At 65.4% G+C, this 14193-nt stretch carries 14 protein-coding genes and 1 tRNA gene; 8 read left to right on the plus strand and 7 right to left on the minus strand.

The features are described from left to right. Window positions 1–48: 48 nt before the first annotated feature. The 4 genes from D2V17_RS13745 to D2V17_RS13760 are packed head-to-tail and all read right to left on the minus strand — an operon-like array spanning window position 49 to window position 4423. Window positions 49–897 (minus strand): TIGR02186 family protein, encoded by an 849-nt coding sequence (locus D2V17_RS13745; RefSeq protein WP_119593374.1) that lies wholly within the window; start codon window positions 895–897, stop codon window positions 49–51. Beyond that, on the minus strand, window positions 897–1811 hold the full coding sequence (locus tag D2V17_RS13750; RefSeq protein WP_119593375.1) for a sulfite exporter TauE/SafE family protein: 915 nt from the start codon (window positions 1809–1811) through the stop codon (window positions 897–899). The genes D2V17_RS13745 and D2V17_RS13750 overlap by 1 nt, the downstream gene beginning before the upstream one ends. Window positions 1812–1865: 54 nt before the next feature. Further along, window positions 1866–2993: a hypothetical protein gene (locus D2V17_RS13755; protein WP_119593376.1), complete on the minus strand. Its 1128-nt coding sequence runs from the start codon at window positions 2991–2993 to the stop codon at window positions 1866–1868. Next, window positions 2990–4423, minus strand: coding sequence for a glycosyl transferase family protein (locus D2V17_RS13760; RefSeq protein WP_119593377.1), 1434 nt, complete (start codon window positions 4421–4423; stop codon window positions 2990–2992). Before D2V17_RS13760 ends, D2V17_RS13755 begins: the two co-directional genes overlap by 4 nt. A gap of 140 nt (window positions 4424–4563) precedes the next feature. Between D2V17_RS13760 and nhaA the strand changes: the two genes are divergently transcribed. Both nhaA and D2V17_RS13770 read left to right on the plus strand, forming a co-directional pair. Further along, window positions 4564–5790: a Na+/H+ antiporter NhaA gene (gene nhaA / locus D2V17_RS13765; RefSeq protein ID WP_119593378.1), complete on the plus strand. Its 1227-nt coding sequence runs from the start codon at window positions 4564–4566 to the stop codon at window positions 5788–5790. After that, complete coding sequence (locus D2V17_RS13770; RefSeq protein ID WP_147367406.1) at window positions 5783–6673, plus strand: hypothetical protein; 891 nt, start codon at window positions 5783–5785, stop codon at window positions 6671–6673. The genes nhaA and D2V17_RS13770 overlap by 8 nt, the downstream gene beginning before the upstream one ends. 2 nt (window positions 6674–6675) lie before the next feature. On the opposite strand, the gene D2V17_RS13775 is transcribed toward D2V17_RS13770, so the two are convergent. Then, window positions 6676–6987 carry a DUF3297 family protein gene (locus D2V17_RS13775; RefSeq protein ID WP_119593380.1) on the minus strand — a complete coding sequence of 104 codons (312 nt, stop codon included), beginning with the start codon at window positions 6985–6987 and terminating at the stop codon, window positions 6676–6678. A gap of 143 nt (window positions 6988–7130) precedes the next feature. On the opposite strand from D2V17_RS13775, the gene D2V17_RS13780 reads away from it, so the two are divergent. From D2V17_RS13780 to D2V17_RS13800, 5 genes are all read left to right on the plus strand, one after another. Further along, window positions 7131–7215: transfer RNA gene (locus D2V17_RS13780), tRNA-Leu, on the plus strand. 93 nt (window positions 7216–7308) lie between these two features. Next, entirely contained in the window at window positions 7309–8892 is a 1584-nt protein-coding gene (gene tig, locus D2V17_RS13785) for a trigger factor (RefSeq protein WP_119593415.1), read from the plus strand. A gap of 273 nt (window positions 8893–9165) precedes the next feature. Next, window positions 9166–9849, plus strand: coding sequence for an ATP-dependent Clp protease proteolytic subunit (locus D2V17_RS13790; RefSeq protein WP_119593381.1), 684 nt, complete (start codon window positions 9166–9168; stop codon window positions 9847–9849). A 210-nt stretch (window positions 9850–10059) separates the two neighbouring features. Continuing rightward, entirely contained in the window at window positions 10060–11331 is a 1272-nt protein-coding gene (clpX, locus tag D2V17_RS13795; protein WP_119593382.1) for an ATP-dependent Clp protease ATP-binding subunit ClpX, read from the plus strand. A gap of 148 nt (window positions 11332–11479) precedes the next feature. Next, window positions 11480–11665, plus strand: a complete 186-nt coding sequence (locus D2V17_RS13800; RefSeq protein ID WP_119593383.1) for a hypothetical protein — start codon at window positions 11480–11482, stop codon at window positions 11663–11665. Window positions 11666–11852: 187 nt separating this feature from the next. Here D2V17_RS13800 and D2V17_RS13805 read toward each other — a convergent pair whose 3' ends face one another. Beyond that, a complete protein-coding gene (locus tag D2V17_RS13805; RefSeq protein WP_119593384.1) occupies window positions 11853–12617 on the minus strand; it encodes an SDR family oxidoreductase in 765 nt (254 codons plus the stop codon). A 132-nt stretch (window positions 12618–12749) separates the two neighbouring features. On the opposite strand from D2V17_RS13805, the gene D2V17_RS13810 reads away from it, so the two are divergent. Continuing rightward, window positions 12750–13652, plus strand: coding sequence for a sterol desaturase family protein (locus tag D2V17_RS13810; RefSeq protein WP_119593385.1), 903 nt, complete (start codon window positions 12750–12752; stop codon window positions 13650–13652). Here the strand turns inward: D2V17_RS13810 and D2V17_RS13815 are convergent. After that, the gene (locus D2V17_RS13815) at window positions 13649–14140 is read right to left on the minus strand and encodes a GFA family protein (RefSeq protein ID WP_119593386.1); all 492 of its coding nucleotides are present in this window, start codon (window positions 14138–14140) and stop codon (window positions 13649–13651) included. The two genes, D2V17_RS13810 and D2V17_RS13815, sit on opposite strands and share 4 nt — an antisense overlap. Window positions 14141–14193: the final 53 nt, after the last annotated feature.

Raw genomic sequence — 14193 nt, forward strand, 5'->3', positions numbered from 1 at the left:
TGGTTAAAATCGCGTCAAAATCAAGGCCCCGCCCCTTGGGGCCATCCGCTAGACGATTGCGAACAGACGCCCCGCCGCCCAGCCCATGAACAGCGACATGCTGATCGCGAACAGGCCGTAAAGAAACGAATTGTCCTGCGACTGGTTGGCGATGGCGAGCTCCACGCCTTCCTTGTGCACCACCAGTTCGCGGCTGTTCGAGGCGATCACCCGGCCTTTGAGAACCGCGAAGGTCTCCGCCGTATATTCGCCCGGCCTCACGTTCGAAGGGATCGGCAGACGCACCGAATAGAGCACGCCCTCCTCCAGATCGACCGCACCGTCGAACTGGTTGTAGAGCCCCTGCCGCTGGCGCAGGTCGACGAGGCCGGAGGAAAACCGCGCCTGTTCCTCGGGATCGATGGTGCCGGTGGGCGAAAGCTGGATATAGTCGAGGCCGAACTCGTAGATCGCCGCCGTGCGCGGATCGACGATCTCGGACACCGGGCTCGACGAGGCCATGGCGTAGAAGCTGGGCACCGAGCGATAGTCGGTGCTGGCGGCGTTGACCCAGATGCCGGCGATCTGCTCCTTCTCGCGCAGGGTGATCGGCTCGGTCGGGCCCTTGAGCACGACCACGATGTCGTAGTCCTCCGCCGCGCGCCGCCCGCGTGGGTCGAGCAGCGCGCCGTACAGCAGCAACTCGGTGCCAGTGAAGCCCTGCCGCAACACGATATCCTTCTGCGAGGCGCCCACGACAAGGATCGGATCGCGCCCCTGCGCATGGGCTGGAGAAGTAAGCAGCACGGCGAAAAGGAGCGCCACCACCGCCAACGGCCCGAAGGGCCGCAAGGCCGACCGGCCGCCCGCAGGTGCCCCGGAGCCAAAGGCGGAGGGAACAGCGCCGAGGATACCCATCACAAAGGCACCACCGAATAGACCTCGTCGGGCCGGATGGTGAGGCCGAAGGCCATGCGCAGCGCGATGGCCAGCACGATCGAGGCGAGGATCAGGCGCAGGATCTCGGGCTTGGCCACCTGCGCGATACGGGTGCCGTATTGCGCGCCCGTCACCGAGCCGACCAGCAGCAGCCCCGCCAGCACGATATCGACCGCATGGGTGGTGAACGAGTGCACCATCGTCACCAGCATGGTGATGAACAGGATGTTGAACAGGCTGGTGCCGACCACCACCCGCGCGCTCATCCCGAGGATATAGAGCATCGCAGGCACCATCATGAAGCCGCCGCCCACGCCCATCAGCATGGTCAGAATGCCAACGATCAGCCCCAGCAGCCCCGGCGCGAGCGGCGACACGTAGATGCCCGAAGCATAGAACCGCATCCGATAGGGCAGCGCAGCGATCATCGGGTGGTGGCGGCGCTTGGCAGCCCGCTTCTTGGTGCCGAAGCGGGCCGGCTTCAACTCGGCCAGCGCCTCACGCATCATCAGCCAGCCGATTGTGCCGAGCAGCAGCACATACAGCAGGTTGATGACCACATCGATCTGGCCAATCGCCTGCAACAGCGAGAACAACCCGGCGCCCACCAGCGCGCCGCACAGGCCGCCCGCGACCATCACCGCGCCGATCTGGAAGTCGACGCCCTTGTTGCGCATGTGTCCGAACACACCCGAAACGCTGGCCCCGGTCACCTGCGTGGCGGCGGAGGCGGCGGCAACAGTGGGCGGAATGCCGTAGAAGATCAGCAGCGGCGTGGTCAGAAACCCGCCACCGACGCCGAAAATGCCCGACAGGATGCCCGTGCCAAAGCCGAGCATGACGATAAACAGGCCGTTTACCGACAGATTGGCGATGGGAAGGTAGACATCCATAGCAGCGGCCTATCGCATGGCAGGCCTGAGGCAAAGGTGAATGCCGCGCTGCGGCTAAAAACCTGCTGACAGTGTGAGCGCAGGGCCACTTGCAGGCTCGGCATTGCCCGCCACGCGCACCCTGTAGTCCGCAGAGAGGCGACCGTAGACCTCGTCGCTCACGCGAAAACTGGCGCTGACGGTGGGGCCGACATCGAGTCGCCGGGTGCCCTTCTGCGCCCCGGCCCATGCCCCGCCGCCCGCCGACAGGGCAAAGCCCTCGCTCCGCACCAGGGCGCGGGTGATCCGCATCTGGGCATCGACGAAGCCGGTCGCGAAATCGCCCCCGACCCAGCCCGCCTGCGCATAGGCCTCGCCCACCATCGAGGCCGGAAGCGCAAAGGGCGCCAGTTCAGTGACCGCAAAAACCGCCGGACGCAGCTCGCTCGTTCCGTCACGCAGGCTCACGCGGGCCTCGGCTGCCAGTCGTAGCGGCACATCGGGCACAGGCCGCGCCGAGAGGCCAGCGGCCAGACCGTCTTCGCGCGGGCCTTCAAGCGCAGAGGTGGCGCGGATGTAAAGCTGCGGACGATGCCCGCTCTCGGGCGCCAGCCGGTAGGCCAGCACCACACCGGCCTGACTGCGGCCATAGTTCGGGGTGGTCGCCGCCTGTTGCCCTCCGGCATTGCTATCGCGCCAGAACAGCCAGCTGCTCGCCGTCCAGCGCGACTGCGCGGCAGGCCTCGGAGCGAACACCGGATCACCCGACGGGCCAGCGGATGCGACTGCGGACGGACGGCTCACGCGAGGCACTGGTTCGCTCGCCTGCGCTGGCTCGGGCGAGAGCCGTATCAGGCGTTTGGAGTACGGTGCAGGTTCGCCGGGATACACAACAACCGCCGTCTTCGCGGAGTGCAGGGTTTCGCGGCTCATTCGGCCAAGCTCGATCCTGACCAGCGGGCGAAAATCCGTCTCAAGACGGGCGTAGCGCGCGGTAATGGCTCCGTCACCGTCACGCCCTGTCCTGGCCAACCGCCTCGGCAGCGCGGCAAGCGCGCCGGGGATGGTCCACTCCGCCTGGGCCTGCGAGAGCATCAGCGGCGATTGCCAGAACGCCAGCCGCAGGGAGACCCACACAGCCAGAACCGCGACCATGGCAACCACCGGTTGCCCTCGTACGGTTTCCGTTCCGACCGCGATCATTTCACGACCTCGCCAAGCTTCCGCCCCGACTGCGGCGAGTTGTCGCCGAAGGCGCGCGCCGGGTGAGCGTCATGCTCGGTCTTGTCCCAGGTCGGCGCAGCCCCGCGCAGCGTGCGCAGATAGGCGAACAGCGCCCGCCGCCCGGCCATGATGGCCACCACATTGGCCACCGGAATGCGCATCACCGCACGCAGTCCCTCGGTCCGGCCATATTCGCGCGCGGTGAAGGCATAGCGCATGGCCCCGCGCCATACGAAGCTGGCTACGTTCAGCCCCAGCAGCCACAACAGCAGCGCATCGGGCTTCCAGGCCACACCCAATCCAAACTGCCTGAGCAGGAACGACAGCGTTCCGAGCACCAGCAGCAGATAGCCGCTGAACAGCACCAGCGCCGCGAACGGCCCGCGCCGGTCGCGCAGGCGCATCCACCATTCGCCAAGGCCCCGGCTCCAGCCGAGCCGGTCCCAGCCCTGCAACGCAATGCCGTGCACCCAACGCGACTTCTGCTGCACCGCCGAAGCAATGTCGGACGGGAAATAGGCCCGCGTGGCAACCAGCACACCGGCCTCGTCGCGCACGCGCAGGAACCGCGAACGCCCGCCAGCCAGTGCGACTCGCAGACCCAGCTCGTAGTCCTCGGTCAGCGAGCGTTCCGCAAAGGGGCCGCTCTTGCTGCGCTGGCGCTCCATCTCCGACAGCATCCCGCGTTCGAATGCGCAGCCGACCCCCGCTGCGGGTAAACCCGTAGCCAGCGCCGCGCGCACGACCATGCCCTTGCCGTGGGCCTCGGCAAATTCCTCGCAATAGTGGCTGCCGATCCAGCGGCTGTCGGGCTGCGGCACGGGAAGGACCGGCAATTGCACAAACTCCGCCCGCTCGATGGCCCGGTCGAGCAGCGGCAGCGCCGCCGGATCGACCATGTCCTCGGCATCGTGCAGCAGCACCATGCGCACCTGACGGCCCGTGCGCTGCTCGTCCTGGGTCATCGCCTCATAGATGCGGTTGAGGCAATCGGCCTTGCTGGTCGGCCCGTGCTTCGTATTGACCACGATGCGCAGGCGCGGATCGCCGTTGGCGGCGCGCATGGCCGCCTCCAGCGTCGCCGAATCGTTGGCATAGCAGCCAACGTAGATTCGCAGGTCCTCGTGAGGCCAGGCCGATAGCGCGTGGGCGATGGTATGGCCGATGACCTTGTCTTCGCGCCAGGCCGGAATCATCACCACCGCCAGCCCGGAAAGTTGACGATGCGGCAAATCGCGCGTCGATAAACGGAGCGTTCGCAGTTCTCCGCGCCATCGCTTGTAGAAATAAATCAGATCAACCGCGAACTCATCAGCCGCCCCGATAAGAAAGAACACTCCTGCGAAGAGCAGAAGTTCATACTCGACTAAAGCCAGCCATTGCCCGACTGACCAAAGGTCGCTCCCCATGAATGAGCCCCCTCATTACAGTAGGGAATTATATGTAGATGATAATCGCGGACTACTCAACGTAGGTCAGGAGAAAATTCCGTTGCGCGAAGGGCGCGGGGCTTGCAATCGATCCCGCATCTGCGAAATGTGGCCGCGAGATGAACCAGCCCTCCCTGATCACCACCGCCGTCCGCCCGTTCAAGGCCCTGTTCAAGGCCGATAGCTTCGAAGGCATCCTCCTTATCGCAGTTGCAGCATTGGCGATGATTATCGCCAATTCGGGGGTCAGCCACGCCTATCACGAGCTGTTCCACGGCTACCTGTGGTCGAAGGAGGCGTTCAAGCTGAACACCATGCACCTGTGGATCAACGACGGGTTGATGGTGATCTTCTTCTTCGTCGTCGGGCTGGAAGTGAAGCGAGAGCTGATCGCGGGCAACCTGTCCGATCCCAGGCAGCGCAACCTGCCGGTGCTGGCCGCCATCGCCGGCATGGCCATGCCCGCCGCCGTCTACATGTTTCTGGCCGGCGGCGAACCGGGCCTGCAACGCGGCTGGGCGATCCCCGCCGCGACCGACATTGCCTTTGCCATGGGCGTCATCGGCCTGCTCGGCACCCGCGTGCCCGCTCCGCTGCGGCTGTTCCTGCTGACCGTCGCGATTGTGGACGACATCGGGGCGGTGCTGATCATCGCGGTGTTCTACACCGCCAACCTCTCGCTCGCCTGGCTGGCCGCGGCTGCCGTGGTGCTGGGCGTGATGGTGGCGCTGGGCCGCTTTGGTGTGACCCGGCTGTGGCCGTTCATCCTCGCCGCGCTGGTGCTGTGGCTGTGCGTGCTGTTCTCGGGCATCCACGCGACCATCGCCGGGGTGCTGGCAGCGCTGACCATTCCGATGAAGAAGCGCGACGGCAACTCGATGCTCGAAGATGTCGAGCACGCGCTGGTGCCGTGGAACGCCTATCTGGTGGTGCCGGTGTTCGGCTTTGCCAATGCCGGGGTCGACCTGTCGGACATCGGGCTGGAGAACCTGCTTGACCCGCTGCCGCTGGGCGTGGCCGCCGGGCTCGTGATCGGCAAGCAGCTCGGTATCTTCTCCTGTGTGCTGGCCGCGGTGAAGGTGGGCCTCGTGCAGAAGCCGAAGGACTGCACCTGGGCCGAAATCTGGGGCGTGTCGATCCTGTGCGGGATCGGCTTCACGATGAGCCTGTTCATCGGCGAACTGGCCTTCCCCGGCGCGGGCGACGTGATGCGCCTGCTGCGCGAAGAGGCCAAGATCGGCATCCTCGTCGGCTCGGTGATCAGCGCGCTGCTTGGCTACGGCGTGCTGCGGCTGGTGACGAAGGTGCGCCCGGAATACGACGATCCGAACGATCCGATTGTCTGATTTGCGGGCACTGCGCCGTTTGCGCCGGGCCTTCATCGTCGGACTGGCATCGCTCGCAGTGGCCGGATGCGGCAATGCGGACGAGAACTGGGCTGCTCACGAACAGGCATCCGGGCCAGCGCCTTACGATCCTGCGCCGATAGAGTTTTTCCAGCGGCCTGCGACACTCGCCGAAGCGCGTGCGAGCGGCAAGCCGATGCCGCTGCTGGTGCTGATCGAAAGTGCGCGCTGGAGCCCGATGACAGGTTCGGATTCGCCGCGTCTTGCCCTCTATGACGATGGCCTCGTCATCTACCGCACCAAGGCCGGGTTCCGACAGGCGCGGCTCAATGCGCAGGAGCAGAGCGATCTGCTGGCCATCACGAACGATTTCGACCCCGCTGAGAGGGCAGGCCGTTATGCTCTCGCGGATAGCGATGTGATGCGGCACGAACTCTCGCTGCTGCTCTATCGCGAAGAGCCTGTGTTCATCTCGTCCTTCGGCTTCCTCAACGACGGGACAGGCTCTGTGCATCTGCCGAAGGATCTACGCAGAGCCTACTCGAGGCTGCTCGACTATTCCCATCCGCAGGCGCAGCCATGGCTGCCGGAGTTCGTCGAGGTGATGATCTGGCCCAATGACCATGCGCGCGAGGACGTGATCGCCTGGCCTGCGAGCTGGCCCGGCCTCGATGATGCGCGCACGGTCCGCACCGGCGACGGTTACAGCCTCTACCTGCCGTCCGGCGAACTGGGCGAACTGCGCCCATTCATCGCATCGCGCAGACCGCGCGGAGCCATCGAGCTGGGCGGCATGAAGTGGTCCGTCTCGCTGCGCTACCCCTTTCCGATGGAGCAGCTCTGGGTCGCACCCAATCCGGAGCAAGACGCTCCGGATCCGTAGAATCAGGCCTTCGCGAGCGGCGCGTTCTCGCCGAGGTCTTCGTACCAGGCCTCGACCTCGCCCTTCAGCTTGATCGTCAGCGGGCGGCCCTTGCGGTCCATCGCCTTGCCCGCCTGCACGCGCACCCAGCCCTCGGAAATGCAATATTCCTCGATATCGCGCCGTTCGCGGCCCTTGAACCGGATGCCGACGCCGCGCTGCAGCTTCTCGCCATCGAAATGCGGACTGCGCGGGTCGATCGCGAGGTGATCGGGCGGCACGTCCGCAGCAGCGGGGGTGGCCGGGGTCGTTTCGGGAGTTTGCTCTTCGCTCATGGGGCAAGGCCCCTATAACGCCGCCCGGCGCGTGGCAATGCCGATCCGTACCCTTCGTGCTTGCCCTTTGTCGCGCCGCGCTTTAAGGGCGCGGCTTCGATTTTTGCGGGGTGGCTTGCCACCTTGCAGCTCATCGTCGGGCCGCGGGCGTGGCGGAATTGGTAGACGCGCTGGTTTTAGGTACCAGTATCGCAAGATGTGGGGGTTCGAGTCCCTTCGCCCGCACCAGTTCCGGTTGACGCCCCGATACCCGGTTATCGGATGCGGGTGTTCGTGCCCGGTCCGCAGCAATTAGAAGGCCTGAAAGAACCAGATATGGCAATGCAGATCGTCGAAACCACCAATGAAGGCCTCAAGCGCGCCTATACCCTGACCATCCCCGCCGGCGACATCGCCGACAAGGTCGGCGCGGAGATCAAGAAGATCGCTCCGCAGGTGCGCATGCCCGGCTTCCGCCCCGGCAAGGTGCCCGCCAACCTCGTGAAGAAGATGCACGGCGAGGCGATTCACGCCGACGTGCTCAACAACACCCTGCGCGGCGCGATCGACGAGCTGATGGCCGAAAAGAAGCTGCGCCCCGCGCTCCAGCCCAAGGTCGACATGGCCGACGGCTATGAGCAGGGCAAGGACGCCGAGCTGACCGTCGAGCTGGAAGTGCTGCCCGAGATCGAGGTGCCCTCGCTCGAAGGCCTGAAGCTCGAAAAGCTCACCGTTGCCGTCAGCGACGAGCAGGTCGAAGAGGCACTGGGCAAGATCGCCGAGGGCCAGAAGAGCTACAAGGACGCCGCCAAGACCAGGAAGGCCGCCGAGGGCGATCAAGTCATCATCGACTTCGTCGGCTCGGTCGACGGCGTCGAATTCGAAGGCGGCAAGGCCGAAGACGCTCCGCTGGTGATCGGCTCGGGCCAGTTCATCCCCGGCTTCGAAGAGCAGCTGACCGGCGTGAAGACCGGTGAGGAAAAGACCATCACCGTCACCTTCCCCGAAGACTATCCAGCCGAGCACCTGAAGGGCAAGGAAGCCCAGTTCGCGATCACCGTGAAGCAGGTGAAGGTCGAAGCCGAAAGCAAGATCGACGAGGACTTCGCCAAGTCGCTCGGCCTTGAGAGCCTCGAACAGCTCACCGGCCTCGTGAAGGGCCAGCTGGAGCAGGAAAGCGCCGGGCTCACCCGCACGCAGATGAAGCGCCAGCTGCTCGATACGCTGGCTGCCAGCCACGATTTCCCGGTGCCGCCGACCATGGTCGAGGCCGAGTTCGAGCAGATCTGGCAGCAGCTCGAAGCCGAAGCCGCGCGCGAGGAAGATCCCGAAGCCGCCAAGGCCGAGATCGAAGCCGAGAAGGACGACTACAAGCGCATCGCCGAACGCCGCGTGCGCCTCGGCCTGCTGCTGAGCGAAATCGGCCAGGCCAATGGCGTCGAGATCAGCCAGCAGGAAATGGGCATGCTGATCCAGCAGGCCGCGCAGCAGTATCCGGCCGCTCAGCGTCAGCAGTTCGTGGACTACGTCCGCAACGAGCCGATGGCGCAGGCCCAGCTGCGCGCTCCGCTCTATGAGGACAAGGTCGTCGACTTCCTGTTCGACAAGGCCGACGTCACCGAGCGCGAAGTGACCCGCGAGGAAATCGAAGCCGCGATCGAGGCCGACGAAGCCGGCACCGAAGAGAAGAAGCCCGCCGCCAAGAAGGCTCCGGCCAAGAAGCCGGCTGCGAAGAAGGCCCCGGCCAAGAAGGCGGCTGACGCTGACGGCGAGGCGGAAGCCAAGCCTGCGGCCAAGAAGGCTCCTGCGAAGAAGGCACCCGCCAAGAAGGCTGACGCCGATGCCGAGGCCGCTCCGGCCAAGAAGGCACCCGCGAAGAAGCCTGCTGCGAAGAAGGCTCCGGCCAAGAAGGCTGACGCCGAGTAAGCCTCGCGCTCACCAACACCACGAAGGGGCGGCCCCGCGAGGGGTCGCCCTTTTCGTTTGCTCCGATGCTGCCCGGCCTCCCGGTCGGTCTGTGCAAGTAAAAATACGTATACAGCCGCGAGCAGGAACCAAGCCGGTCTGCTGGCAAAAGGGCTCGGCGCTCGGGTCGCGGGCCGGTCAACTTGACAGTGATGCACAGCTCCAGGGGCCAAGCCTCTTGAACATCACGCGGCCAAACGCGACATAGCGTTCGGATCACACGAAGGGATATTCATGTTCGACGTTTTCGGCGACGCCAAGGACCGTTTCCACTCCGACCCCATTACTGGCGCTCTCGTACCTGTCGTGGTCGAATCGACCAGCCGCGGCGAGCGCAGCTTCGACATCTTCAGCCGCCTGCTGCGCGAACGCATCGTGTTCGTGACCGGACAGGTGGAAGACAACATGGCCTCGCTGATCGTGGCCCAGCTGCTGTTCCTCGAAAGCGAGAACTCGCAGGATATCTCGATGTACATCAATTCGCCCGGCGGCGTGGTGACGGCCGGCATGGCGATCCACGACACCATGCAGTACATCAAGCCCAAGGTGCGCACCGTGTGCATCGGTCAGGCCGCATCGATGGGTTCGTTCCTGCTCGCCGCCGGTGAGCCGGGCATGCGCGTAGCGCTGCCGAATGCGCGGATCATGATCCACCAGCCCTCGGGCGGCGCGCGCGGCATGGCCTCGGACATCGAGATTCAGGCCAAGGAAATCCTCCGCATCAAGGCGCGGATGAACGACCTCTACGTGAAGTACACCGGGCAGGATCTCGCCACGGTGGAGCGCGCGATGGATCGCGACACCTTCCTCGAAGCCGACGAAGCCAAGGAATTCGGTCTCGTCGACGCGGTCTTCGCGCATCGCCCCAAGGGCGAGGAAGACAGCACGAGCGAAGGTTCGGGCGGCGCTCCGGAATAAGATATCGGCGCAGTGTCCCGAAACCGGTCAGACCGGAGGGACACTGTAGCCATTTGGCAACCGTGTGCGTTCAGCATCCCTCAAGCCGCGCTGAAATAGGCTGATGGGAATTGATCTTGCGCACACGGGGCCTAGACTGCCCTATTCGACTCTCCCGTCCGGCAGCGGCCGCCACGGCAGGGCAACAAGGGCTCGCACTGGACAAGGATTATGACGAAGTTGAGCGGATCCGATAGCAAGAGCACCCTTTACTGCAGCTTCTGCGGTAAGTCGCAGCACGAGGTGCGCAAGCTGATCGCCGGGCCGACCGTGTTCATCTGCGATGAATGCGTCGAGCTGTGCAACGACATCATTCGTGAAGAGGCCAAGGTCGGCGTGGGCGGCAAGAAGGACGGCTCCGTCCCCGCCCCGATCGAGATCTGCAACACGCTGAACGACTATGTGATCGGGCAGGAACGCGCCAAGCGCGTGCTCTCGGTCGCGGTGCACAACCACTACAAGCGGCTCAAGCACTCGGGCAAGGGCAACGATGTCGAGCTGGCCAAGTCGAACATCCTGCTCGTCGGCCCGACCGGCTCGGGCAAGACGCTGCTCGCGCAGACGCTGGCGCGCACCTTCGACGTGCCCTTCACCATGGCCGATGCCACCACGCTGACCGAAGCCGGTTACGTGGGCGAGGACGTGGAGAACATCATCCTCAAGCTGCTGCAGGCGAGCGACTACAACGTCGAGAAGGCCCAGCACGGCATCGTCTACATCGACGAGATCGACAAGATCACGCGCAAGGCCGAAAATCCCTCGATCACGCGCGACGTCAGCGGCGAAGGCGTGCAGCAGGCGCTGCTCAAGCTGATGGAAGGCACCACCGCCTCGGTTCCGCCGCAGGGCGGGCGCAAGCATCCGCAGCAGGAGTTCCTGCAGGTCGACACCACGAACATCCTGTTCATCTGCGGCGGCGCTTTCGCTGGCCTCGAAAAGGTGATCGGCGACCGCTTGCAGAAGCGTTCGATCGGCTTCGGCGCCAACGTGTCGGACCCGGCCAAGGCGCGCGTGGGCGAGATGCTCGAAAAGTGCGAGCCGGAGGATCTGCTGAAGTTCGGTCTGATCCCCGAGTTCGTCGGCCGTCTGCCGGTGATCGCCACCCTGCACGACCTCGATGTCGAGGCGCTGGTGACGATCCTGAAGGAGCCGAAGAACGCGCTGGTGAAGCAGTATGCCCGCCTGTTCGAGCTGGAAGATGTCGAACTGACCTTCACCGACGAGGCGCTCGAAAAGATCGCCCAGAAGGCCATCAAGCGCAAGACCGGCGCGCGCGGGCTGCGCTCGATCGTCGAGGGCCTGCTGCTTGACACCATGTTCGACCTTCCGACCATGGAAAACGTGAGCGAGATCGTGGTCGATGCCGACGTGGTCGAGGGCCGCAAGGAACCCGTCCGCGTGGTCTCGAACGACGACGACAAGAAAAAGGAGCAGGCAGCCTAATCGCGGGCTGCCTCGCCTCCCACCCGGCCCATAATCGTCGGACTTTCGCGCAGGCCCCCTCGGGGGCCTGCTTTTGCGCGTCTGCCTGTAACTGACGCGCCCCATGCCGCGTGCATGGACGGCGCGCGGTTATAGAAGGAGACAACCCATGTCCACCAACGCCCAACTCGCCGCCAAGCTGCTGCGCGATGCCTCGATGTTCTTCCGCCAGGTCGGCGAGCAGAACCCGCCGGTGGCCGAGCAGATGAACCAGAACGCCGCCGCCTACGAGCAGGTCGCGCAGATGGTCGAGGCCGATCCGCTCGGCGCGCTGCCCGATGCGGCCGAAGCCTGATGGCCCTACGCTGAGCCACCTTGCTCCCCTCCCCTTGGGGAGGGGCCGGGGGTGGGGGTGCGACGCTGCTTGGCGTAGAACCCCCATCCCAACCCTTCCCCACAGGGGAAGGGCTTGGCGAGACAATGCTATGTCAGCCCGCTCAAGCGAACCGAGCGAACAATAGGTCAGGTGCCGGGAGCAGGCGCTACCATGGCGCCTGCACCTTGGTCGCGTGGTTGCCGCCATCGGCCCACAGGCTGCTGCCGGTGACGAAGCTTGCCATGTCGGAGAGCAGGAACAGCGCCGCCTGCGCGACCTCCTCCGGTCGGGCGATGCGGCGCATGGGGTGAAGGCCTGCCGCCCAGGCCTTGTTCTCCTCGCTGCCGGCCATGGCCGTGTCCGTCCCGCCGGGCAGCAGCGCATTGGCCCTGATGCCCATATGCGCGTAGTCTGCAGCAAGCGATTTCACGAGCCCCGTAAGCCCGGCCTTGGCGCTGGCGTAGGCGCCCATACCGGGCAGCGCCACGCTGTTGCCGACAAAGCTGGAAGTGAACACCAGCGCCCCGCCCTCGCCCGCCAGCATCGCCGGGACCTGCGCACGCACCGCGTGATGCGCGGCGACAAGGTTTACGGCCAGCACCTCGGCGAAGTCCGCCGGGGCGATGTCGGCCAAGGGCGCCATCGGCCCGACCATACCCACGTTGTTGAAGGCCCCGTCGAGCCCGCCGAAAGCATCCTGCGCCGCCGCGACGCAAGCCTCGTGCGTCGCGGCCAGCGCAACATCCCCGCTCACGCAGTGCACCTCGCCGCCGAGCGAAGAGACCTCCTCCGCCACTGCGGCCAGCCGCTCGGCATTGCGCGCGCACAGGATCAGGTGCGCGCCCTCGCGGGCGAACAGCAAGGCTGCGGCATGGCCGATCCCCGAGCTGGCTCCGGTGACGATCAGGCGGCGTTTGGCAAGTAATGACATAGCTGGTTTCCTCATCTGGTGATGAGGGCCGCCTAAGCTGCAGCGCGCCACCGGGCGTCCATATTCCTGCGCTCAAACGCGGATTTTACATTTTCTTTTGCAACCCATTTTCATCGCCGCTATTCAGGTCCGATGGACCTGCCCGATCCCACCTTGCTGGCGATCCCCGCCTTCATCGTGACCATGCTGGCCGAGGCATGGCTTGGGCGGCATGGCGGGCGCGTGCGCTACACCGGCAGCGACACGTTCACCTCACTTTCTCTCGGCATCGGCAGCGTGCTGGCAGGGCTGATCACCGGCGGCGCGGTGCTCGCCATGGCCAACGCGGTCTATGCGCACCGGCTTTTCGAGATCGGCTATGTCTGGTGGGCCTGGCCGTTCGCCTTCGTGCTCGACGACCTCGCCTATTACTGGTTCCACCGCACGGCACACCGCGTCCGCTGGTTCTGGGCCGCACACGTGGTCCACCATTCGAGCGAGCACTACAACCTGTCGACCGCGCTGCGGCAGACATGGACCGGCTTTATCGCGCTGTCGTTCGTGTTCCGGCTGCCGCTGTTCCTCATCGGCTTTCCCCCGCCCATGGTGTTCTTCCTCGTCGGGCTGAACCTCATCTACCAGTACTGGATCCACACCGAGGCGGTGACCCGGATGCCGCGCTGGTTCGAGGCGGTGATGAACACGCCCTCGCACCACCGCGTGCACCACGGCACCAACCCGCGCTATCTCGACGCCAACTTCGCGGGCGTGTTCATCGTGTGGGACCGAATGTTCGGCAGCTTCGTCCCCGAGGACGACCACGACCCGATCCGCTACGGCATCGTGAAACCGCTCGAACGCACGGGCGGGATCACGGGCGTGCTGTGGGCCGCATTTCACGAATGGGTCGGCATCGCGCAGGACCTGTGGCGCGCGCCATGGCGGGCCAAGCTCGGCTACCTGCTGCGGCCGCCCGGCTGGAGCCACGACGGCTCGCGCGAGACCTCCGACATGATCCGCGCCCGCTGGCAGGCAGAGCGCGAAGACCGCGACTAGCCCCCGCCCGCCTCACGTCGGGCCATCAGCGCCAGCATGCGCTCCACCCGGTCAGCGGGCAGCAGGCTGCGGAAATCATAGCTCTGCGCGAACTGCGGGATGCCTTCCGGAAAGACGACCCATGGCATGGCGCTTTCGGTAAAGATCACCGCGTCAGGCGTAATCGCACCGGGCTGGTCAAGCGTGCCGACCCGCAGACCCAGCCCCAGCCGGCCGAACCGGGGATAGATGCTCCACAGCGCAGTGCCGCATTCCCGGCAGCGACAGATCAGATGCGGGCCGCCGCTGCCCGAGACCACCATATGCTCGCTCAGCCTGCCTTGCAGCACCTCCAGCCGTTGCGATTCGTAAAAGGCGTTGACCACACCGGTCGAGCCGGTCTGCAACTGACACAGGCGGCAATGGCAGTTGTTGGTGAAGATCGGATCGCCCCGCACCCGATATCGCACATAGCCGCATGCACAGCCGCCCCCTCGCGCTACCTCCATCGTTTTCCCCTGGCACCCCGCCCGCCAGATCAGCGGAACCGCGCCGCCAATAT

Source organism: Aurantiacibacter xanthus (genome assembly GCF_003584015.1).
In the GTDB taxonomy this organism is placed as follows: Bacteria; Pseudomonadota; Alphaproteobacteria; order Sphingomonadales; family Sphingomonadaceae; genus Alteraurantiacibacter; species Alteraurantiacibacter xanthus.

Coding starts and splice junctions, on each gene's coding strand:
- D2V17_RS13760 (WP_119593377.1), bottom strand. CDS start 4,423: ATGGGGAGCGACCTTTGGTCAGTCGGGCAATGGCTGGCTTTAGTCGAG.
- tig (WP_119593415.1), top strand. CDS start 7,309: ATGCAGATCGTCGAAACCACCAATGAAGGCCTCAAGCGCGCCTATACC.
- D2V17_RS13800 (WP_119593383.1), top strand. CDS start 11,480: ATGTCCACCAACGCCCAACTCGCCGCCAAGCTGCTGCGCGATGCCTCG.
- D2V17_RS13750 (WP_119593375.1), bottom strand. CDS start 1,811: ATGGATGTCTACCTTCCCATCGCCAATCTGTCGGTAAACGGCCTGTTT.
- D2V17_RS13775 (WP_119593380.1), bottom strand. CDS start 6,987: ATGAGCGAAGAGCAAACTCCCGAAACGACCCCGGCCACCCCCGCTGCT.
- D2V17_RS13755 (WP_119593376.1), bottom strand. CDS start 2,993: ATGATCGCGGTCGGAACGGAAACCGTACGAGGGCAACCGGTGGTTGCC.
- nhaA (WP_119593378.1), top strand. CDS start 4,564: ATGAACCAGCCCTCCCTGATCACCACCGCCGTCCGCCCGTTCAAGGCC.
- clpX (WP_119593382.1), top strand. CDS start 10,060: ATGACGAAGTTGAGCGGATCCGATAGCAAGAGCACCCTTTACTGCAGC.
- D2V17_RS13790 (WP_119593381.1), top strand. CDS start 9,166: ATGTTCGACGTTTTCGGCGACGCCAAGGACCGTTTCCACTCCGACCCC.
- D2V17_RS13745 (WP_119593374.1), bottom strand. CDS start 897: ATGGGTATCCTCGGCGCTGTTCCCTCCGCCTTTGGCTCCGGGGCACCT.
- D2V17_RS13805 (WP_119593384.1), bottom strand. CDS start 12,617: ATGTCATTACTTGCCAAACGCCGCCTGATCGTCACCGGAGCCAGCTCG.
- D2V17_RS13810 (WP_119593385.1), top strand. CDS start 12,750: ATGGACCTGCCCGATCCCACCTTGCTGGCGATCCCCGCCTTCATCGTG.
- D2V17_RS13815 (WP_119593386.1), bottom strand. CDS start 14,140: ATGGAGGTAGCGCGAGGGGGCGGCTGTGCATGCGGCTATGTGCGATAT.